At 71.5% G+C, this 20,621-nt stretch carries 21 protein-coding genes; 2 read left to right on the top strand and 19 right to left on the bottom strand.

All coding sequences use genetic code 11. From position 1 onward, the window contains the following. Nucleotides 1-125: 125 nt before the first annotated feature. The 3 genes from HUT12_RS12245 to HUT12_RS12235 all read right to left on the bottom strand — a co-directional run bounded on the left by HUT12_RS12245 (nt 126) and on the right by HUT12_RS12235 (nt 1,225). Complete coding sequence (locus HUT12_RS12245) at nt 126-554, bottom strand: type II toxin-antitoxin system VapC family toxin (RefSeq protein WP_236145745.1); 429 nt, start codon at nt 552-554, stop codon at nt 126-128. Continuing rightward, nucleotides 551-796 (bottom strand): Arc family DNA-binding protein, encoded by a 246-nt coding sequence (locus HUT12_RS12240; protein ID WP_131053372.1) that lies wholly within the window; start codon nt 794-796, stop codon nt 551-553. The genes HUT12_RS12245 and HUT12_RS12240 overlap by 4 nt, the downstream gene beginning before the upstream one ends. A 120-nt stretch (nt 797-916) precedes the next feature. Next, nucleotides 917-1,225, bottom strand: a complete 309-nt coding sequence (locus tag HUT12_RS12235; RefSeq protein ID WP_131053373.1) for a GNAT family N-acetyltransferase — start codon at nt 1,223-1,225, stop codon at nt 917-919. 309 nt (nt 1,226-1,534) lie between these two features. Here HUT12_RS12235 and HUT12_RS33195 point away from each other — a divergent pair, with 309 nt between their 5' ends. After that, the gene (locus tag HUT12_RS33195) at nt 1,535-4,270 is read left to right on the top strand and encodes a LuxR family transcriptional regulator (protein WP_176093434.1); all 2,736 of its coding nucleotides are present in this window, start codon (nt 1,535-1,537) and stop codon (nt 4,268-4,270) included. A gap of 66 nt (nt 4,271-4,336) precedes the next feature. On the opposite strand, the gene HUT12_RS12225 is transcribed toward HUT12_RS33195, so the two are convergent. Next, the gene (locus HUT12_RS12225) at nt 4,337-5,278 is read right to left on the bottom strand and encodes a DUF5996 family protein (protein WP_131055301.1); all 942 of its coding nucleotides are present in this window, start codon (nt 5,276-5,278) and stop codon (nt 4,337-4,339) included. 335 nt (nt 5,279-5,613) lie between these two features. Beyond that, a complete protein-coding gene (locus tag HUT12_RS12220; RefSeq protein WP_131055303.1) occupies nt 5,614-6,339 on the bottom strand; it encodes a flavodoxin family protein in 726 nt (241 codons plus the stop codon). A 191-nt stretch (nt 6,340-6,530) separates the two neighbouring features. Between HUT12_RS12220 and HUT12_RS12215 the strand changes: the two genes are divergently transcribed. After that, nucleotides 6,531-7,088 carry a dihydrofolate reductase family protein gene (locus HUT12_RS12215; protein ID WP_131055305.1) on the top strand — a complete coding sequence of 186 codons (558 nt, stop codon included), beginning with the start codon at nt 6,531-6,533 and terminating at the stop codon, nt 7,086-7,088. 1 nt (nt 7,089) lies between these two features. Here the strand turns inward: HUT12_RS12215 and HUT12_RS12210 are convergent, their stop codons facing one another. The 14 genes from HUT12_RS12210 to HUT12_RS12150 all read right to left on the bottom strand — a co-directional run bounded on the left by HUT12_RS12210 (nt 7,090) and on the right by HUT12_RS12150 (nt 20,605). After that, nucleotides 7,090-8,112, bottom strand: coding sequence for an asparaginase domain-containing protein (locus tag HUT12_RS12210; protein ID WP_161595020.1), 1,023 nt, complete (start codon nt 8,110-8,112; stop codon nt 7,090-7,092). A 177-nt stretch (nt 8,113-8,289) separates the two neighbouring features. Then, a complete protein-coding gene (locus tag HUT12_RS12205; RefSeq protein WP_131055310.1) occupies nt 8,290-8,979 on the bottom strand; it encodes a TetR/AcrR family transcriptional regulator in 690 nt (229 codons plus the stop codon). Nucleotides 8,980-9,079: 100 nt separating this feature from the next. Further along, on the bottom strand, nt 9,080-10,408 hold the full coding sequence (locus HUT12_RS12200) for an MmgE/PrpD family protein (RefSeq protein ID WP_176093433.1): 1,329 nt from the start codon (nt 10,406-10,408) through the stop codon (nt 9,080-9,082). Beyond that, nucleotides 10,405-11,427 carry an LLM class flavin-dependent oxidoreductase gene (locus tag HUT12_RS12195; RefSeq protein ID WP_131051812.1) on the bottom strand — a complete coding sequence of 341 codons (1,023 nt, stop codon included), beginning with the start codon at nt 11,425-11,427 and terminating at the stop codon, nt 10,405-10,407. The genes HUT12_RS12200 and HUT12_RS12195 overlap by 4 nt, the downstream gene beginning before the upstream one ends. After that, nucleotides 11,424-12,275, bottom strand: a complete 852-nt coding sequence (locus HUT12_RS12190; protein ID WP_131051813.1) for an alpha/beta fold hydrolase — start codon at nt 12,273-12,275, stop codon at nt 11,424-11,426. Before HUT12_RS12190 ends, HUT12_RS12195 begins: the two co-directional genes overlap by 4 nt. Nucleotides 12,276-12,305: 30 nt before the next feature. Beyond that, nucleotides 12,306-13,238 carry an MEMO1 family protein gene (locus HUT12_RS12185; protein ID WP_176093432.1) on the bottom strand — a complete coding sequence of 311 codons (933 nt, stop codon included), beginning with the start codon at nt 13,236-13,238 and terminating at the stop codon, nt 12,306-12,308. Then, nucleotides 13,235-14,554, bottom strand: coding sequence for a M20 family metallopeptidase (locus HUT12_RS12180; protein WP_201272292.1), 1,320 nt, complete (start codon nt 14,552-14,554; stop codon nt 13,235-13,237). Before HUT12_RS12180 ends, HUT12_RS12185 begins: the two co-directional genes overlap by 4 nt. A 28-nt stretch (nt 14,555-14,582) precedes the next feature. Beyond that, nucleotides 14,583-14,714 (bottom strand): hypothetical protein, encoded by a 132-nt coding sequence (locus tag HUT12_RS33190; RefSeq protein WP_255446597.1) that lies wholly within the window; start codon nt 14,712-14,714, stop codon nt 14,583-14,585. A gap of 78 nt (nt 14,715-14,792) precedes the next feature. Continuing rightward, nucleotides 14,793-15,614, bottom strand: a complete 822-nt coding sequence (locus HUT12_RS12175) for an alpha/beta fold hydrolase (RefSeq protein ID WP_176093431.1) — start codon at nt 15,612-15,614, stop codon at nt 14,793-14,795. Then, nucleotides 15,604-16,788, bottom strand: a complete 1,185-nt coding sequence (locus HUT12_RS12170; protein WP_131051816.1) for an aromatic ring-hydroxylating dioxygenase subunit alpha — start codon at nt 16,786-16,788, stop codon at nt 15,604-15,606. The genes HUT12_RS12175 and HUT12_RS12170 overlap by 11 nt, the downstream gene beginning before the upstream one ends. An 88-nt stretch (nt 16,789-16,876) precedes the next feature. Next, nucleotides 16,877-17,827: a PDR/VanB family oxidoreductase gene (locus tag HUT12_RS12165; RefSeq protein ID WP_176093430.1), complete on the bottom strand. Its 951-nt coding sequence runs from the start codon at nt 17,825-17,827 to the stop codon at nt 16,877-16,879. Beyond that, nucleotides 17,824-18,879: a 4-hydroxy-2-oxovalerate aldolase gene (gene dmpG, locus HUT12_RS12160; RefSeq protein ID WP_176093429.1), complete on the bottom strand. Its 1,056-nt coding sequence runs from the start codon at nt 18,877-18,879 to the stop codon at nt 17,824-17,826. The genes HUT12_RS12165 and dmpG overlap by 4 nt, the downstream gene beginning before the upstream one ends. Next, entirely contained in the window at nt 18,876-19,814 is a 939-nt protein-coding gene (locus tag HUT12_RS12155; RefSeq protein ID WP_131051819.1) for an acetaldehyde dehydrogenase (acetylating), read from the bottom strand. The genes dmpG and HUT12_RS12155 overlap by 4 nt, the downstream gene beginning before the upstream one ends. Next, on the bottom strand, nt 19,811-20,605 hold the full coding sequence (locus HUT12_RS12150) for a 2-keto-4-pentenoate hydratase (RefSeq protein WP_176093428.1): 795 nt from the start codon (nt 20,603-20,605) through the stop codon (nt 19,811-19,813). The genes HUT12_RS12155 and HUT12_RS12150 overlap by 4 nt, the downstream gene beginning before the upstream one ends. Nucleotides 20,606-20,621 lie beyond the last annotated feature (16 nt).

Genomic DNA, 20,621 nt, shown 5'->3' with positions numbered 1-20,621 from the left:
GCGGCCCGGCGCACGGACCGGACGGTGGGTGGTCTCGGTTCAGCTCACGGTCTTGGGCTGCTCGACCTGCCAGGGTTCGGGAGCGTTTCACACGTGCCGCTGATGTGGCAGACCGAACAGTGGCTTCAGGCGGACGGCTCCTGCCAGGGATCGACGACGCCGATCCCTGTATCGGTGAAGTCCTTGGTGTTACGGGTGGCGAGGGTGGCAGCTTGGGCGCGGCAGATGGCGGCGATCTGGGCGTCGAACCCGTCGATCGGGTGGCCGAGCCTGTCCCGCCCGGCGACGACGTCGGCATAGGCGCTGGCTGCGCCGAGGTCGAAGGGCAGCACTTGGCGGGGAAAGGCGGCAAAGATCTCGTTGGCGGCCTGGTGCAGTGACTCCCGGCGCTGCCCTGCCGGCAGCCGCGCAATGCCGTAGCGGATCTCAGCGACAGTGATCGCCGTGGTGTACAGGCCGGCACGCGAGTTCCGCTGGATCCACGCGAGAACCACCGGTGCGGGCTCGGCCCGCATGAGTTCGGAAACGACGTTGGTGTCCAGAACGATCATCATTCGGGCAGGCTCGCTGCGCGGGGTGATGTCGACCGAGACGGCAGCTCCAGTTCGACGCCCCCGAGTCTGGCGAATCGATCAGTGAGTGCGCCGAATAGGTCATTCACCGGCGCATCCTCGGCGACTGCCCTGGTGAGGATGTCGCGGATCTCGGCCTCCATCGATCGGCCATGCTGCGCAGCGCGACGGCGCAACTTCTCCCGCACCGCGTCGTCGAGATCTCTGATGCTGAGCGCTGCCATCACCATCTCCTCACCTGAGACAATGAGAGCAATGCTAGCACGCAGGTCAGGCGGCCGCCTCGATGCGCTCAGAGCGCACGTGGTGTATCGCTGACCGGTATCGCCGCCGCGCCCTGCCGGTCAGTCGGTGACTCTGCTGCGGGACTGGTACACCAGGTCCCGGTACTCGGGATGCCGGGCGATCCACCCCGCGATGAACGGGCAGGTCGGCAACACCAACAGACCCGCGGCGCGGGCCTCGTCCAGACCGGCACGGGCCAGGGCCGCGCCCACTCCTCTGCCCTCGTACTGAGGCGAGACCTCCGTGTGCACGAACGCGACCAACTCCGCGGTACGGATGTACTGCGCGAAACCCGCAACCGTGGACTCACCCTCCACCCGAGCCTCGTACCGGCTAGCTTCGGGAACATCCTTCACATTCACTGCCATACGTCCTCCAGTTTTCGGTGTTGCTACGAGCAGTGACACCACGTCACCAGCGTTCGTGACACCGCGTCACTGACGCCTCGGACGTGTCCGCGCTGTCATGGGTGACGCGCCCGACGCGGTCGAGCGCGAACGGACCGATCCGCCGGGAGAAGCAGCGGTCCGGCCGGAAAGGGGTCACGGATCGAGTGTGCCGCAGTGTGGCCGACGCGGATCGGTCGGTCGATCGGTCGTCCGCGATGGGGCAGACCGGGCTATAGCCTTGAAAACGGCGGTGCCATCACGGCCGGGCGCGACATTCTGGGGTGGGACATGGAGCTGTTCGGACGGCGCGCCGAGACCGCGGTGCTGGACCGGCTGCTGGATCGGGCGGCGGATCGCGCGGGTTCCGGGCTCGTGCTGTGGGGTGAGCCGGGCATCGGCAAGACCGCTCTGCTGGGGTACGCCGTCGAGGCGGCGTCCGACGCGACGGTGTTGCGGTGTCGGGGCACCCGGATGGAGGCAGGGCTCGCGTTCGCGGCGCTGCACGAACTGCTGTGGCCGGTGTTGGATCGGCTGGAGACGCTCGCGGTCCCGCAGGCTGCGGCGTTGCGGGGTGCGTTGGGCATGAGCCGGGACCCGGCCAACCGTTTCCTCATCGGCGCCGCCGTGCTGTCGTTGCTGTCCGGTCTTGCGCGGGAGCGACCGGTGCTGGTCGTGGTGGACGACGCGCAGTGGGTCGACGAGGCGAGCGCGCACTGCCTGGGGTTCGTCGCTCGTCGAGTGGCGACGGAGCCGGTCGCGGTGCTGCTGACCGGACACGAGGATCCTGCCTCGGGGCCGTGGGAGGGGCTGCCGACGTTGGAGATCGGCGGTCTGGCCGACGACGACGCCCGCCGGCTCGTGAGCGCCGTCGTGCCGGAGGCCGACGCGACGCTTGTCGAGCGGACAGTGCAGGCGGCGGGAGGCAACCCGTTGGCGCTGCACGAACTGCCCGCCCTCGATCACGAGACCGACGGCGATTCGACGCTGTCGCCGTCCGGGAACGCGGTGTCGGTGGGGCCACGGTTGCGGCGGGCATTCCGCGCACGGTTCGAGGCCCTGAAGCCGTCGACCCGGGCGTTGCTGCTGCTGGCTGCCGCCCAGGGTCGGGGCGACCGGCACGTGGTGCACCGGGCGGGGGCCGGTTGGGGCGTCGACACCGCCACCTGGGACGCGGCCCTGCGCTCGGGTCTGCTCCGTGCCTCGGGTGCCCGCCTGGAGTTCCGGCATCCGCTGATCCCGGCAGCCGTCTACGACGGTTCCCCCTTCTCGGAACGGCAGGCGGCGCATCGGGCGCTGGCCGAGGCTCTGCCGCGGGACGCCACCATGGAGCGGGCCTGGCACCTGGCGGCCGCTGCGGACGGGCCGGACGAGGACGTCGCCACGCTGCTGCAACACGCCGCCGAGGAATGTCTGCGACGCAGTGCGGGTTCGATGGCGGCGCGGACTCTGTGTCGGGCCGCCGAGCTGTCGCCGGAGCCGGGGGACGCCGCACGCCGGCTGGCTGCGGCCGCCCGCGCCGCTTGGCATGCCGGCCAGGCCGACACGGCGCGGCAGGTGCTCGAAGAGGCCGAACGCCTGGGCGGTGTGCAGCCCGTCGTCCGGCTGAGCGGGGGGCTGCGCGGGATCCTGGAGTTCGCGTACGGCATGCCTGAGCGTGCCCACCACTACCTGGCGGGCGACATGGCCGTGGTCACCGAGGCCCGACGCGCGGTGGAGCTGGGTACGGTCGCGGTCCGCGCCGCCTGGACTGCTGGTCGCTCCGACCTGCAGCAGGAGTCGCTGCACCGGCTGCGGGCCGTGGACACCGACGGTGACGCGACGGTGTCGGGGCTGATGCCCGTGCTGCGGAACTGGTGGTCCTGCTACGACCTGAGCGGCGAGTTTCCCCCGCCGTCCCCGGAGCTGGCCAGCGATGCCGTCGGTCGGCTCGGTACGGTCGCCTGGGAGTTGCTTCCGCCCGTACCGTTGGCCCAGGTCTGGGGCGTGGAGGCTCGGCTGCTCGACGTGCTGCGGGTGCAGGCCGCACAGCTGCGACGTCGACACGAGCTCACCGCGTTGGCGCTGGTGTTGGCGCAGATCGCGGTCCTCGACACGGCGGCGGGCCGGTGGGGTGCTGCCGAGGCGGCGGCGGCCGAGGGCCTGCGGTTGGCCGAGGAGGTCGGGGCGGCGCACCTCGCCACGCAGAGCCGTAGTTGCCTGGGCGTACTGGCTGCGGCCCGGGGCGACCATCGCGCCGTCGACAAGCACACCAGGGGGATCCTGCGATTCTCGGTACCGCGTGGGGTGCGGGCGCTCACCGCGTCGGCGTACTGGCTTCGTGGCCGGGCGGCGCTGTTCGACGGTCGTCCGCAGGAGGCGCTGAGCGACCTGCTGTGCCTCGTCGAGTCGGGCCACGAGGCGTCCCATGCCACCTTCGCGTTGCTCGCCGCCGTGGACACCGTCGAAGCGGCGGTGCAGGTCGGTGACGGCGACGTCGCCGAGTCTCAGATCGCCATGGTGCAGGAGTGGGCGCAGCGGTCGGGGGCGACCTGGGCCCGCGCGGCCGGTCATCGTCTCCGGGCCCTCGTCCAGGGCGGCTCGGCGGCCGAGGTCTCGTTCCGAGCCGCCCTGGACGTCGCGGGAGCGGGGGCGCAGCCGTTCGAGTACGCCCGCACTCGGCTGCTGTACGGGGAGTGGCTGCGGCGCGCACGTCGCCGGGCCGACGCCCGTACTCAGCTGGTCGCCGCAGCCGAGACCTTCGACCGCCTGGACGCGGGCCCCCTGCGGGGGCGGGCGCTACGCGAGCTGGCGCTGACCGACCGGCGTGGGGCCGATCCTTCGACCGCTGCGGGGTTGACCGTGCAGGAGTTGCGGGTGGCGCAGTTGGCTGCGGACCGTCTGACCAACCGGGAGATCGCGGCGCAGCTGTTGATCAGTCCCCGTACGGTCGGCCACCACCTGGCCAACGTCTATCCCAAGTTGGGCATCACCTCGCGTGCCGAGCTAGCCAGGATCGACTTCGACGGGGACCTGCGGCTCAGCTAGACCGCCGTGCGGGCGGTGCCGTGGACCGTTCGAGCCGCCGGTGGGTGCCGACACCGGTGGCGGTCGTCAGGGTGCGTCGGTGCGCTGCCAGCGCAGTGGGTCGTCCTCCAACGCGGCGCGGTCCCAGTGGCCGAGGTTCGCGGCGGCCTCGTAGCTGGTGCGCAGGAACTCGGCGACCGCACGGTCCGGATCCGGTGCGGCACGCGCCACCTCATACGGCAGCAGGAACTGCTGGAACTCGGTGCTGAAGAACGCGCCATCGGGGCCGACCGGCTGCTCGGCGAAGCCGTCCGGTGTGGGATAGGCGTACGAGTAGAAGGCGCCTTCGGCACCGCCGCCGGGCCAGAACCCGCAGCTGGACAACTCGCGGGAGTAGCCCTCGACCATGACCCAGTCCCCACAGTTGGGCATCCCACCCGGATGCGGCGGAGCCGACCGGCCGGAGAAGCGGGTGCAGGCCAGATCCATCCCGCCCCAGAAGAAATGCACCGGACTGACCTTGCCCACGAAATGCGACCGGAACTCACCCACCACCCGGTTCGCCTGCACCAACTGCCGCCAGAACAGCGCCGCCGCCGCACCGTCGTAGGAGGCATGCTCATGATCCTCGGCGAACGGGATCGCCGGGTCGACCTCGTTGGGGCGCGGTCGGATCGGTGCGGCGATCCCGAGTTCGTCGAGCATCGCCATCACCCGCGAGTAGAACTCGGCGACCGCCATCGGCCGCAGCGGAAGGCTCCGCACCCCACCGTCGCTGCTACGCACGTCGAGCCGGTGGCCGATGAAGTCGAACTCGATCTCGAAGGCTCCCGTCCCGTACGGGATGGCGGACGTCGTCAACCCGCGTGGGCTCACGTACAACGTCACCTGCCACCAGTGATTGACCATCGGGGCGTGCGCCATACGGATCTTGCCCACGATCTGGGTCCACATGTGCAGGGTGTCGCGGGTGTCGGTCCAGTCCGACACCCGCAGGCTCGGCCAACTCATCGATACCGGATCTGTCATGATCACTCACATCCTTGGCGCTGTCACCAGCAGGTAACGGTCGTCGGAGTCGGGTCCTCGGGTTCGGCCGGTCGCACCCGTCGAGCGCCTTCCGAGCGTAGGCGCGTCCGGTGGGTTCCACGTGGCGAACGCTGCGGCCTGCTTGCGGATGCACGGTCGACCAGGGGGCACGACGGGTCAGCGCGGCAGGTCGAGCAGGACGACCGCGCCGATCTCGACGACCTGGCCCGGCAGCGCCAGTTCCACGGCCCCGAAGGTGGTGCTCGTCGGTCCTCATCCTGTTCGTGGTGTGGCGGAGGCGAGAGCCCGGTCCTGTCCGGGGTTCGGCCGTGGCGTCAGCGGTATTCGGGATTGGCGGCGTCCGGATGCACTCCCGCGTCCCAGGCGGTGCGCTGGTTGCCGTATGCCGGAAACCCACCGGCCTGGCGGATCATCGACGCCAGGTGCAGCAGGTTGTACGTCATGAACGCCGTGTTGCGGTTCGTGAAGTCGTTCTCCGGCCCACCAGAACCCTCGTCGAGGTAGGACGGCCCGGGGCCGACCTCGCCGAGCCACCCCGCATCGGCCTGCGGCGGCACCGTGAAACCGATGTGCTGCAAGCTGTACAGGATGCTCATCGCACAGTGCTTCAGGCCGTCCTCGTTGCCGGTGAGCAGACAGCCACCGACCCGCCCGTAATACGCGTACTGGCCCTGCTCGTTGAGGACACCCGAATAGCCGTACAGCCGCTCGATCACCCGACGCGTCACCGAACTGTTGTCACCCAGCCAGATCGGACCCGCGATGACCAGGATGTCGGCCGCCAACACCCGCGCCAGCAACGCCGGCCACTCGTCGCCGTCCCACCCGTGCTCGGTCATGTCGGGTCGTACGCCGGTGGCGATGTCGTGGTCGACCGCGCGGATCTGGTCCACGCTGACCCCGCTCGCCTCCATGATCGCCACACTGCGGTCGACCACCCCCTGGGTGTGGCTACGGCCGGGAGACCGGTTGAGGGTGCAGTTGATGTACATCGCACGCAGCCCGGTGAAGTCGGGCTTCTCGATCGCCGTCGCGGTCATGGGGTCCTTCCGTGTGGTCGGTCGTACCGGCGGACCGTCGCTCGGGTAGGCCCACGTCACGAGTGTCGGAGGCGGCGGCTCGCGCCGGATCGGCCGGTCAATCGGTCGGTCCTGCGCGCGACTCGCCTCATGTGCGTCGCCGGACCGGAGTTCCCCGGGTGGGGCGACGTCCGGAGTTAGACTCGCCGGTCATGGGACTGCTCACCTTCGGACTCAACCTCACGGTGGACGGCTGCGTCGACCACCAGGAGGGGATCGCCGACGACGAGACGCACGCCTTCTTCACTCGTCTCATGGACGAGGCCGGGGCCATGCTGTGGGGCCGCGTCACCTACGAGATGATGGAGAGCGCCTGGCCGGCCGTCGCTCGCGGCGACGAACAGGCGCCGCCGGCCCTGCGTGAGTGGGCGGTCAAGCTGGAGGCCAAACCCAAGTACGTGGTGTCGTCGACGCGCCACCACTTCCCGTGGGCCAACAGCCACCACATCGACGGTGACCTGCGTGAGGGTGTGCAGAAGCTCAAGGACGAGACACCGGCCGGGGTCCTGCTCGGAAGCGGCACGCTGGCGACCGAGCTCGACCGGCTGGACCTGATCGACGAGTACGAGTTGCTCATCCACCCTCGGATCGCCGGCCACGGTCCGACGCTGCACCAGGGCGGGCTGCCCGGCACGCGCCGGCTCGAACTGGTCTCGGCGGAGCCGTTCCGCAACGGTGTGGTGGCCGTGCACTACCGTCGCGCGCGTTGAGTCACCGCGGTCCGTCGCCCCGTTCGCGGCCGTCGACGCGGTCGAGTAGTTCCTGGATCCGTCCGGCCTCGGCGCCCGTGGCGAGGGCGAGCGCGAGCAGGATCCGGCACTTGCCGGGGTTGAGGCCCTGACCGGCGACGATGCCGGCTCGGCGCAGTCGGGGGCTGAGTCGCACCCGGCCCGCAGCGCTGCGGTACGACTGGCACACCACCACCCCAGCCGCTACCGCGCGGACCAGGGCGGCGTGTTCGGCGGGAGTGGGGAATCCGGCACCGGTGCCGGCGCTGACCAGACCGGCCGCGCCGGCGGCGACCGCCGCGTCGACCAGCACCCCGTCGGCGCCGGGATAGGAGACGACCAGATCCACCCGTGGTACGGAGGCGCCCATGACGTCCAGCACCGGCGGGGTGTGTTCCTCCCGGTGGTGGAAGATCACGGTGCCATCGGGGTCGACGAAGCCGAGCGGTCCCAGTTCAGCGCTGCGGAAGGCGTCGGATCCGGCGGTGTTGGCCTTGGTCACCCGACGGGGTGACCAGATCGCCCCGTTCATCGCCACCACCGGTCCCCGCGACGCCGCCTGTGGGCTGGCTGCCACCCGTACCGCGTCGACGAGGTTGAGCGGGCCGTCCCCGCTCAGCGCCGAGAGCGGGCGCATCGCGGCGGTGAGGACCACCGGCTTGCCGGGTGCGAGCACCAACTCCAGCAGGAATGCCAGTTCCTCGAGGGTGTTGGTGCCGTGGGTGATCACGACCCCTGTCACCTCGTCGTCGGCCAGGGCGGTGCGCACGTGTCCGGCGATGCCGAGCATGTCCGGCAGGTCGAGGGCGTGGCTCGGGGCTGCGGGGAGGCTGATCTGCCGTATCTCGGCGATGTCGGCGACCTCCGGCACGGCGGCCACCACCTCGGCCAGCGACAGCCGCTGCGACTCCGTTTCCGCGTAACCGGTCAGGTCCAGACTGCTCGGCGACCAGCCCGTGATCGTGCCGCCGGTGCCGACCAGGGCGACGACCTTCGCTGCGTTCACGTCCGCGCCGGTCGTCTGCGCGCCGACGCGGTGGCTCTCCCGAGCATCGTCGGGGCCACCTCTCCTGGTGATCGGAACTCCGAGCCTGACATTACCCGTATCGTACTTCGTACGATACGGGTAATCAAGAACGGTTGGCGGCGGAACGAGGCGCGGGGCGGAAGGTGTTTCCGCTGGTCAGTTCGCCTGAATCCGACGCAGGAGCCCGTCGAGCAGGCAGTCCAATCCGAACTGGAACTGCTCGTCGCTCGGCAGCGTCGTCACGTCGCCGGCGAGCGACACCAGATTCGGGAACTCCGCCAGGGGCAACGCGGAGTAGAAGTGGGTCCGCTGGCGGCACAACTCCTCGACGTCGGGCAGGTCGGGCTTGCCCCACGGTCGGGGTGCCTGGTAGCTGGCGAAGCCGAGGGTGTAGTGGACGATCAGACCGTACGCCTGGACCGCCTCACGGCCCTCGAACCCGACCTCGCGCAGCCTGCCCACCACCGCCTCCATCGCGCCACGCAGCGAATCCGGGCTGGTGGTCACGCGGGTGGTGAAGAGCCGCACGATGCTGGGATGCTCCCGCATCATCCGGAGGAACGCCGAGGCCAGGCTCTGCACCACCGCCCGCGGTTCCGTCTCCTCTGCCGGCGGCAGGGTGAAGCCACCGAGCACGTGGTCGGCGATGGCGTCGAGTATCTCTTCCTTGTTGCGGAAGTAGCTGTAGAGCGTCATCGCACCGCTGCCGACGTCGGCGGCGAGCCGGCGGATGGTGAGGGCCTCGATGCTCTCCTCGTCCGCGATCCGCGTCGCCGCCTCGATGATGTGCTCGCGGGTGACCGTGCTGCGGGGCAGCGACGTTCTGCTCGTGCGGGAAGCCGGCATCGTCGATCCTCCAAGTGGCCGTGAAGCACTCACCACCGATCCTCGTTGGTGCACCATACCGTACAGCGTTCCTGCGATCGGCCGCGAGGCTGAGGGCGCCTCATCCGATCGTCGTCGGCGTCACCGTCGCAAGAAGCACCGCACGCAGCCGGGCCGCCGACGGCAGCTCGTCCAGGCCGGCACACAGCCCGATCAGCTCCGTCGTGGGGCCCGGCATCGCCGCTCCCACGTTCCGGTGGTACTTCTCGATGATCTCCCGCTCGTCGTCCAGGCTGGGCGCATCGCCCACGTACGCCCGGACGGGCTCCGCGTCGGGCAGATACACCTCCACCCGAGCGCTCCAGCGCGCCGGCAGATCCGCCGTCAGGTCCTCGGCGGGCACCAGCTCGACCGGGGGCGCCGCCGGAGACAGCGCCGCGCGGATGAAGGTGACGTCGCGGGTGCGGCCGGCCACATGGGCCGCGACCGCGACCGTGGCGCTCGCTGCCGCCTCGGCCGGCCCCTGCGGCGACCGGGTGTCGGTGACGAAGCGGCACAACGGGGCCGGTAGGTGCACCTCCACCCGCCGCGCCCTCGCTACCGGCGTGCCCTCGGCCGACAGTCGGTCCAGCGCGGCGAGCGCGGCATGCAACGGCCGGGCGAAGGGGTAGCGCTTGACGGCACAGCCGAGCAGGTGCGGCATGCTGCTCCCGGTCGGCGGCGTCGGTGGCACCGCCGCTCCCGGCAGCCCCCCGTCCAGCAACGCGACGTCCCCACGCAGACCGGCCGCCGCCTGGTAGCCGGCCTCCACGCCGCAGGCCGCCGCCCGACCGCCCGCCAGGTAGTGCCCCTCCCCCAGCGCCCCGCCGCCGATCGGGCCACCGCTGGCGTGCGCGGCCAGCGCCACCGCCTGCCGCCGGCCCGCCTCGTCCAGACCCAGCAACCGGGCGGTGGCCCAGGCCGCCCCGAGCGCGCCGAGCGCGGCGGTGGGCCACCAGCGGTACGCGTACAGTCCCGGGCCGCCGAGCCGCAGCCCCGCCTCGACGACCACCTCGTAGCCGCCGAGCAGCGCATCGGCGAGGTCCCGGCCGGAGCTGCCGACCCGGGCGGCGACGGCCAGCGCCGCCGGTACGACGACCGCCGGTGGCACCACGGCACCGGCCGAGTGGATCGCGTCGAACTCGTCCAGGTGCAGGTAGGTCGACTCCAGCAGGACCGCCGTCCGCAGCGAACGGGGCGAGGCGTCGCCCAGCACGGGCACCGGCCCCGCCTCGTCGACGAGGTCGGCGAAGCGGCGCAGCGGGGCGACGCTGGGATGCGTCACGCCCGCGACCAGACAGCCCAGCGCGTCCAGCAGGTGCAGGCCGACGCGCGTGCGCACGCTCGGGTCGACGGCGTCGACCACCGCGTCGGCGCGGGCGACGAGTGCGGGGACGAGCGAGCCGCTCATGCCGACCGTTCTCTGGCGGACAGGTTGTCCGCGAAGGACTCCATCAGCTCGTACGGCAGGTCGTAGGAGCCGACGTGCTGGAGGAAGACGTTCGTCGCTCCCGCCGCCGCGACCTCGTCGATCCGGGCGGCGATCTGTGCGGTGGTGCCGAAGAGGCAGAACGCCTGGGCGAAACGCACCGCCATCTCGTCGGTGATCCACTGACCGCAGACCCGGACCGCCTCGGCCCAGTCCTCGGCGTGCACAGTGTCCGGGTAGAGCCCCGGCACGACCGGCGGCACCTGCACGTCGATCCCGGCCAGGGCCAGCGCGGCGGCGCCGCCCTTCTGCGCGATCCCCGCGCAGATCGGCTTGAGCATCCGGGCGTCGGCCTCGACGTCGTCGGTGACGTGGCAGTACGCCGACACCACGATCTCCAGGTCCGCCAGGGACCTGCCGCTGGCCTCTGCGCCCTCCCGGACCCGGCCGAGACCTGCGGTGAGGGTCGCCGGGGAGACCCCGGAGAGCAGGATCACCCCGTCGGCGATCTCACCGGCCAGCCGCAGGTTCTTCGGTCCGCTCGCCGCGACGAAGACCGGCAGCTCGGCGTCCGGGTCGCGCAGCCGCGAGCGCACCGGGCCGAAGTCGACCTCCGCGCCGCCGAGCAGGTCGCGGACCTGCCCCAGCCGCTCCCGCAGGTTGGCCTGGGTGGTGGAGCGCAGCCCGACCGGCTCCACCGCGCTGTTGCCCACTCCGACGCCGAGCACGAAACGGCCCGGCGCCGCCTCGGCCACGGTCCGTGCCCCTGAGGCGACCACCGACGGATGCCGGGTCTCCACGTTGGTCACCGCCGTGCCGAGGCGCAGCCGCTCGGTGCGCAGCGCCATCGCGGTCAGGGTGGCGAAGACGTCTCGCCAGAGCAGTTGGGAGTCCGGCACCCAGACCTCGTCGAAGCCGAGTTCCTCGGCGCGCTGTGCCGCCCGGGCCAGTTGGTCGACCGGGCGGCAGGCCGGCAGCCGGATGCCGATCCGGACGCTCACGCCGCTCTCGACAGGTGCGCGATGTTCAGCTCGTCGAAGCGTTCGCTGTGCTCGTGCTGCGGCCAGTGGCCGCACTTCGGGAAGATCTCCAGTGTGGAGCCGGGGATGCTCTTGTGCATGCGGTTGGCCTCGGGGATCTCACCGAACGGGTTCTCCGCGCCCCAGACGATCAGGGTGGGCGCCTGGATCCGGCCCATCTGCTCCTCGGTGAGCAGGTCCGGCTGGCGGTTCTCGATCTCCTGCAACGCCAGCAGGTTGTCGATCGCCGCGACGAACTCGGGACGGTGGTAGATCGCGTGGCGGATCTCCACCAGTTCCTCGCTGACGTCCTTGGCGGGCTCGTACATCAGCAGGTGCAGGCGCTTCCTGGTCAGGTCGATGTCGTCGCTGGTGACCGCGGCGCGGGTGCTGGTCTTGATCCGCTCCATCACGGTCGGGTTGGCGACGGTGCCGCCGGGGGCGACCAGCGTCAGGTGACGAACCCGGTCGGGGTGGTCGGCCGCGAGCCGTCCGCCGACCCAGCCGCCCAGCGACTCGCCGACGATGTGGAAGCGGTCCAGACCCTCGGCATCCGCGTAGTCCAGCACGTGCCGGACGTACCGCTCGATGCGGTAGGGCTCCGCCACGGTGTCGGTGTAGCCGTGGCCCAGCATGTCGATCGCGTGGCAGGCGAAGCGCGCGGCGTGCGCCGGCAGGTTGCGGACGAACGCTTCAAGGTGCCCGCTGGTGCCGTGCAGGAAGATCACGGGGTCGCCCGAACCCGCCTGTAGCGTCCGGGTGCGGACCCCGTTGGCGTCGACGAAGCGGAGCTGGAACTCCAGCTCGGTCAGGTCGGTCCAGATGCTCATGGATACCTCGATTCGGGAGTCTGTCTACGGTCAGGAGGCGGGACGCAGCGAGGCGACGGCCATGCCGGTCAGCCACTGCGCGATCGGCGCGTACGCGTGGGTGGTGCTCTGGGCCGGGCCGACCGCGGCGGCCATGGCCACCCACGAACGGATCTCCTGGGCGCCGTTGCCGGCCTCCTCGTCGACCTGCTCGGCGGAGAGCCCGACGAACTCGCTGAGGTCGCCGGTTTCCAACGCCGCCAGGAACCGCCTGTCGAATTCGGGGTTGATGTCCGCCTCGGCGGCCCGGATGATCTGGCGTCGGCGGACCTCGTACTCCTGCCAGGAGTTGCGGCCCTCCAGCCATGCCTCGACCAGGAAGCGGTCGTCGTCGGAGAGCGTCTCGTACCACTTGGGCCAGGGCAGCCGGTGGGACAGGCCACCCGAGGCGATGACCGCGACCCGTTTGTCCCGCCCGTCTGCGCGGATCGCCCGCCCGATCGCCGCGCCGAGCGCATGGCAGCGGCGCAACGACGGCAGCGGCGGGGCGAACATGTTCACCACCACCGGCACGATGGGCACGTCCAACGACGGCACCAGGTGCTGGTAGCTGTGGGTGATCCCGTGGTCGACCTGCATTCGCAGCGAGAAGGCGGGATCGAAGTCCTCGCTCAGGGTGTCGACCAGGTGCCGGGCCAGCTCGGGGTCGGCGGGCAGCCGCCCCTCGGGGGTCTTCGCCTCTCCGGCGCCGAGCACCTCCCCCACCCCGACCGTGATCGCCGGCATCAGGTCCAGGAACATGCCCCGGAAGTGGTTCGAGCCGATGATGACCACGGTGTCCGGGCGGGCCTGTGCGAGTTCGTCGCGGGCTGCCGCGAGGCCCGCCCGGAAGTCGATCGCGCCGGGTTCGTCCGCGACCTCGTCCCAGTGGGTGTTCATCAGGGTGCTGTGCGAGGCGCCGACACCGAGGACGATCGAGCTCATGGCAGCTTCTCCAGCTCTGCGCGGTCGCGGGTGCAGGTGGTCACGATCGCGTGGATCAGGGTGCGGGTGAGTCGCTCCATCTCCCGTACGTCCACGACGTTCATGCCCATCGGGAAGTCGACCGGCAGCGGGGCGCCCGCGCCGGCCCGGTTCATGCCGATCCGCGCGGTCGGTAGCCCCCGGGCGCGCAGGATGTTCGCGTCGGTCGCGCCGCTGCTGGCCAGGATCGGCTCGTGCGGCCGGCCCTCGCTCTCCGCCCAGGCGGCCTTTGCCGCCCGGACGATCCAGTTCTCCTCGGGGGTCGCCGTGGCCGGGATCGACAACGTCATCTCCGAGCTGGCGTCGAGTCCGGGGTTGGCCGCGACGATCCCGGCGAGCGCCGCCTCGAACTCCCGCTTGACGGACATCGGGTCCTGGTCCGGGCCGAGCCGCAGGTCGACCCGGAGTCGACACTGGGCGGGCGAGATGGCGGCGGTGCGTGGCCAGCCGCCCTCGATGGAGCCGATGTGGCCCTGCGGCGCGACCAGACCCCGGGTGTGCGACTCGGCGTACGCCACGAAGAAGCGCTCCAGGCCCTGGGCCACGATGCCGGCGTCGACGATGGCGTTGCGGTACGGCACCCGGTGCCGGCTACCGACATAGCCGTACGTGCCGCGCACCGTGACCTCGAACCAGCAGAGCCCGACCTCCTCCCAGTGCACGGCCCAGCCGGGCTTGGCGATCAGGGCGTAGTCCGCCCAGACGCCCTGTTCCAGCAGGAACGAGCAGCCGTTGCCCTGACCGGCGTTGTAGCGCGTCGCCCCGGGGCGACGGTTGGTGGGCATGCCGCCCGCGCCGAGGCCGACGATCGCGTCCCCGCGCAGCGGCACCCCGGCCCTGCGGACGGCGTCGACAGCGGCGATCAGGCACGCGCCGTGTCCCTTGGGGTTGCTCGCACCGAGGCCGAGCACGTAGTCGCCCTCGATCGACGCCTCGGCCCGCATGTCGCGCCGCAGTTCGTCGCCGATCCAGGGCAGGTCCTCCTGCTCGGTGCCGACGGTGAGGGTGTCGATCGGGGCGTACAGCAGCAGGTCGGCGCCGGTCCCGTCGCCGCGCAGGCGGCCTACGGCGTTGCCCTGCTCCTCGTCGATCGGCTGGTATCGGCCGTCCAGACCGCGGGTGGTCAACTCCTGGGCGAGCCACCGTGCCAGCGGTGCCTCCTGCCCGGTGGGGCTCGGGATGCTCGTCATCCCGGCGATCAGGTCGCGCAGCTCGGCCCGGTCGATCTGGTCCCGGGCGGCGGTGATCCACTCCCGCTCCTGGGGGGTCGTGCTCACGTCGGTGCTCCTCGCGGTCGCGGACACCTCACACCCTCCGGTTCGTCCGGACGGTCGTGCCCGTGGTGCGGATCAGCACGGTGTCCAGCCACCGGCGTACCGGCGGGATGGTCAGGGCCGCGACGGCCAGCACCGGAACGGACAGCAACACTTTGCGCATGGGTCCTCCTCCACTGGGTGTACTGCGGGACGTCCGCTGGTTCGCCGGTCGGCGACGCGGGTCAGTCGGCGAGGCGGGTCAGTCGGCGTCCAGGAAGGCGCGGGCCACGGCCGTGTAGGCCGCCGGCCGCTCCTGCTGCGGGTGGTGTCGGCTGCGACCGAGCACGTGGACGTCGGCGCGGGGCAGCGCCGACGCGAGGCGCAGCGCGTACGCCGGGTCGGCGAAGGGGTCGTGCGAGCCCCAGAGCAGCAGCACCGGCGCCGCCACCTGTGGGAGGTGTCGGGTGAGGTCCTCGGGGGCGCCGCGTCGGCCGGCGTCGGTGGCGATGGCCCGGCACTCCGGCCGGATGCTCGCCGCGTACCGGTCGCGCACGGTCTGCGCCGGCGCTCCCGCGCGGTCGAACCACTCGTACCTGCCGATGAGGTCCGCCATCTTCGCCAACGACGGTCCGTCGCCGCCGAAGTAGGTGTCCCGGATCGCCGGTCCGGAGACACCGGTGCCGGTCGGGTTCGGGATCGGCACGCTGCCGGTGAGTACGATCCGCCTCACCCGCTCGGGTGCCAGGGCGGCCAGCCGCAGCGCGACCGAGCCGCCGAAGGACTGGCAGACCAGATCCACGGTGGGCAGTTCGAGCGCGTCGAGGGCCGCGAGCAGATGCCGGGCGTGCCAACTGAAGACCGGATCGGTCACCACGGGCACGTCGGAGGCCCCGAACTGCGGCAGGTCGAGCAGGATCAGTCGGCGCCCGGCGGCGAGCCGATCCGCGACCGGGCCGAAGTCGTTCCACGCCGAGCATCCGGGACCGCCGCCGTGCAACACCACGGTGGGTCGGCCGGTGCCCAGTTCGCGGTAGTGCAACGCCACTCCGGCGGCGTCGACCCGCAGTGCCTCAGCAGCCATTCGGCGGTGCCTTGTGCGGCTGCGGCGTGGGCGCCGCCTTCTCGATCATTCGCCGCCAGCCGGTGATGGACAGGTCGGGCCGGTAGAGCTTCTCCGGCGGGGCGTCCATGACGTCGACCATCCACGCGTCCTGCGCGGTGAACTGCCCGTGGAACAGCCATCGGATCGCGGCCAGGTACTTCGCCTTGAAGAGCAGGCCCTTGGGTCCGTCCTCGAACCGCACCATGATCTGCACGTAGCGGACCCGGTCGGCGTCCACCGGCACGTACCACTCGTAGTGGATGAAGTCCGGGTACGCCACCCGCAGCAGCCCGGGCAACCGGATCGAGACGAAGCCGGGGAGGTTCAGGCCGGCGATGACGGGGTTGACGTTCTTGCCCTTGCCCGGGGCGTCGGGCAGCGGCATCCGCTTCCACCAGCGCTTGTTGGTGAAGGTGCCCAGGCCCGGGAAGTGCGCGTCCCAGTGCACCTCGTCCTGCACCCGGATCAGCCAGGGGCCGTGCTCCTCCACCCGGGTCTTGTTCCAGGCCGGCATCACCTTGAACAGCCGCCAGAGCGCGGTGTTGTGCAGGTACTTCGCGTGCCCCTCGTCGAAGCCGTTCTCGGCGGCGAAGCGCCAGTTGCCCTCGCGGATGTCGTACTTGCCGCCCAGCACGTGGTCGTTGTCGAGCAGCTCCGCCGGGATGTCCTGCTCGATCGGGTGCGGCTCGTCGTCGCCGACGAAGACCCAGACCAGTCCGAGGCGTTGTGCCGTCGGGTAGGTCTTGACCGACACCCGGCCGCAGATCGGCGACTCCGGGCCGTCGGTGAGGACGGCGGCGAGCTTGCCGTTGGTGACGTCGAAGGTCCAGCCGTGGTAGGGGCAGCTGACCGTGCCGGGGAACTGACGCCGGCCGAGGGAGAGCGGCACGCCGCGGTGCGGGCACCGGTCGTGCAGGGCGTGCACGACGTCGCCCTTGCGGACCAGCACGATCTTCTCGCCCAGCAGCGTCACCGCGTGCGGCTTGTCGCCGATCTCGCGCTCCCACACCACGGGGTACCAGTAGTTGCGGAAGCCCAGCGTGGCCGCGTCGTAGGTGGGCCACTGCGACCAGTCCTGGCCGGGCTGGGGTCGGTTCGCGCGACCGGCGGTGGGGCGGGACGGCGCGCTCTCGTCCTTGGGCTGAACAGTCATGACCCGTCCTCTCGGCTGGCGTTTCGCCGGACTACGCATGTCCGGTACATAGTACGGTCTAGTGCACGGGAGTCAAGAGATCCCCAGGTCACGCGTCCACGACCAGACGTTCACCGGAAGCCCGGGAGACGCAGAGCATGATGGTGCGGCCCGCCACCCGCTCCTCGTCGGTGAGCAGAGAGTCGCGGTGGTCCGGGACGCCGTCGAGGACCTTCACCTCGCAGGTGCCGCAGATGCCCTCCCGGCACGCGCTGGGAATGGAGACCTGCACCGCGTCCAGCGCATCCACCGCGCTCTCGTCGGCCCCCACCGTCACGGTGACGCCGGAGGCCGCGCAGACCAGCTCGAAGGGGCGGTCCTCCCCCTCGACGACGACCTCCCGGGCCCGGAACCGCTCCAGGTGCAGCGTCCCGCCGGGCCATCCGGCGCAACGCTCCTCGACGGCGTCGAGCAACCTCTCGGGCCCGCAGCAGTAGACGACGGTGCCCGGCCGGAGGTCGCCGAGCAGCTCGGCGAGGTTCAACAGGCCCGCCTCGTCCTCGGGCACCACATGGACGCGGTCGCCGTGGTGGTCCAGTTCGTCGAGGAAGGCCAGGGTGCGTCGCGACCGGCCGCCGTAGACGAGCCGCCAGTCGGCGCCGTCGGCCTGCGCCTGCGCCACCATCGGCAGCAGCGGCGTCACGCCGATGCCGCCCGCGATGAAGAGGTACCGCTGCGCCGGTTCCAGCGCGAACCGGTTGCGGGGGCCACGCACCCGGACCAGGTCGCCGGGGCGCAGCGACTCGTGGACATACCGCGAGCCGCCCCGACTGGCCGGCTCGTTCAGCACGGCCACCCGGTAGCGGCGCCGGTCCGCCGGGTCGCCACAGAGGGAGTACTGCCGCGTCGCGGCGGGCAGCAGCAGGTCGATGTGGGCGCCCGGCGCCCAGGCCGGCAGCTCGCCGCCGTCGGGGTCCTCGAGGACCACCGAGATCACGCAGTCGGACTCCCACCGCATGGTCCGGACCAGCAGCTCCCACTCCGGTTCCGACACCGTCATGGCTGCTCTCCCTCCGCATCGCCGGTGCCGGAGGCGGCGGTCGACGCCGCTGCCAGGTCCAGCGCGACGTCCACGATCATGTCTTCCTGCCCGCCGACCAGCCCTCGTCGGCCGACCTCGACGAGGATGGACCGGGTGTCGAGCCCGTAGCGCTCGGCCGCCGCCTCCGCGTGCCGCAGGAAGCTGGAGTACACCCCGGCGTAGCCGAGCGTCAGCGTCTCGCGGTCCACCCGCACCGGTCGCTCCTGCGTGGGCCGGACCAGGTCGTCCGCCGCGTCCATCAGCGGGAAGAGCTGACAGTCGTGCTGCCAGCCGAGCAGATCGGCGACGGCGATGAACGCCTCCAGCGGGCAGTTGCCGGCGCCGGCGCCCTGGCCGGCCAACGAGGCGTCCACCCGCGACGCGCCGTTCTCCACCGCGACGACCGAGTTCGCCACCCCCAGCCCGAGGTTGTGGTGCGCGTGAATGCCGATCTCCGTCTCGGGGCGCAGCGCGTCGCGGTAGGCCCGGACCCGGTCGCGGACGCCGTCCATGGTCAGCCGACCGCCGGAGTCGGTCACGTAGACGCAGTGCGCTCCGTACGACTCCATCAGCGTGGCCTGTCGGGCCAGTTCCGCCGGCTCGGCCAGATGCGACATCATCAGGAAGCCGGAGACGTCCATCCCCAGTTCACGGGCGTGCGTGATGTGCTGTGCGGAGATGTCGGCCTCGGTGCAGTGGGTGGCGACTCGCACGGAGGTCACGCCGAGGTCGTGGGCGCGGCGCAGATCGTGCAGCGTGCCGATGCCCGGCAGCAGCAACGCGGTGAGCTTCGCGTCGCGCACCACCGTGGCGGCCTGGCTGATCCACTCCCAGTCGGTGTGGGCGCCGAGTCCGTAGGTGAGGCTGCTGCCCGCCAGCCCGTCGCCGTGGGTGACCTCGATGGCGGCGACGCCGGCCGCGTCGAGGGCGGCCGCGATCGAGGTCACCTGGGCGATCGAGTAACGGTGCCGAACGGCGTGCATGCCGTCGCGCAGCGTCACGTCCTGGACGTAGACCCGGGGCCCGCTCATGCCTGTGCCTCCCGTCGCGCCATCCGCTCGGCGACGCGCAGCGCGGCGGACGTCATGATGTCCAGGTTCCCGGCGTACGCGGGCAGATAGTGGGCGGCCCCCTCCACCTCGAGGAAGACCTGCACCACCCAGCAGTCGTGCCCGCCGGGGGCGTCGGTGAGCGCGTCGACCGGTTCCCCCTGCGCCACCCGCCGGAACTGGACCTGCTGTTTGAGCCGGTATCCCGGCACGTACTCCTGGACCCGGGCGACCATCTCGGCGACCGAGGCGGCCACCTCGGCCTGGTCGCAGTCGTCGACCAGGCACAGCACGGTGTCGCGCATGATCAGCGGCGGCTCGGCCGGGTTCAGGACGATGATCGCCTTGCCCCGGGTGGCCCCACCGACCACCTCCAGGCCCCGGGCGGTCGTCTCGGTGAACTCGTCGATGTTGGCCCGGGTGCCCGGCCCCGCCGACCGGGAGGCGATCGAGGCCACGATCTCGGCGTAGCGGACCGGTGTCACCGCGGAGATCGCGGCGACGATGGGAATGGTCGCCTGGCCACCGCAGGTCACCATGTTCACGTTCGGCGACTGCAGATGCTCGTCGAGGTTGACCGTCGGCACCACGTAGGGCCCGATCGCCGCCGGCGTCAGGTCGACGACCTGCTTGCCGTGGCGGCGAAGTACCGCGTCGTGGTGGGCGTGCGCGCCCGCCGAGGTCGCGTCGAAGACGATCTCGATGTCGGCGAAGCCCGGCATCGCGACGAGCCCCTCGACGCCCTGCGCGGTGGTCGGCACGCCGAGCCGCCCGGCGCGGGCCAACCCGTCGGAGGCGGGGTCGATGCCGACCATGGCGCCCATCTCCAGCGTCTCGGAGAGCCGGAGCACCTTGATCATCAGGTCGGTGCCGATGTTTCCGGAGCCGATCACGGCCACCTTCGTCGTGCTGCTCACTGGCCCTCCTCGCCGAACGTCGCGCGCACCGTGCCGAGGCCGCCGATCGTGGCCGCGTACCGCGCCCCCGGGGTCACCGGGACCATCGGGCCGAGCGCCCCGCTGAGCACCAGCTCGCCGCCGCGCAGCGGATCACCCAGGCGCTGGGCGGTGTTGGCGAGCCAGACCACCGCGTTGACCGGATCGCCCAGACAGGCCGCGCCGGCGCCGGCGGAGACCTCCACGCCGTCGCGGTCGAGCCGCATCGGCGCCGCCGGCAGGTCGATCGCGCCCGGCGACACCGGCCTGGTGCCGAGCACGAACAGGCCGCTGGAGGCGTTGTCGGCGACGGTGTCCACGATGGTGATGTCCCAGGCCGCCACCCGGCTGTCCACCACCTCCAGAGCCGGAAGTACGAATTCCGTGGCCCGCAGCACGTCCAGCGTGGTGACGGGACGGTCCGGCAGGTCCACCGCGAGGACGAACGCCACCTCGGCCTCGATCTTCGGCTGGAGCAGCCGCGTCGCCGCGATCGGCTCGTCCTGACCCACCGCCATGCTGTCGAACAACGTGCCGAAGTCGGGCTGGTCGACGCCGAGCTGCCGCTGCACCGCGACCGAGGTCAGGCCGATCTTTCGGCCGACCCGTCGCGCGCCGGCGGCCTGGGCACGTGCGACGTTGAGCCGCTGCACCGCGTAGGCGCCGTCGACGTCACCCGGGGCGAACAGATCCCGCACGGGCGCGCACGGCCGGCCGGTGCGCACCGCCTCGTGCAGGCGCTCAGCGGCCTCCGTGAGCTGCTGCTCGGTCACGTCATGCTCCTGCCGA

The organism is Verrucosispora sp. NA02020 (genome assembly GCF_013364215.1).
Classification (GTDB): domain Bacteria; phylum Actinomycetota; class Actinomycetes; order Mycobacteriales; family Micromonosporaceae; genus Micromonospora.
Note: the sequence above shows the minus strand (reverse complement) of the source record. Positions and strands in the feature narration are given on the sequence as shown.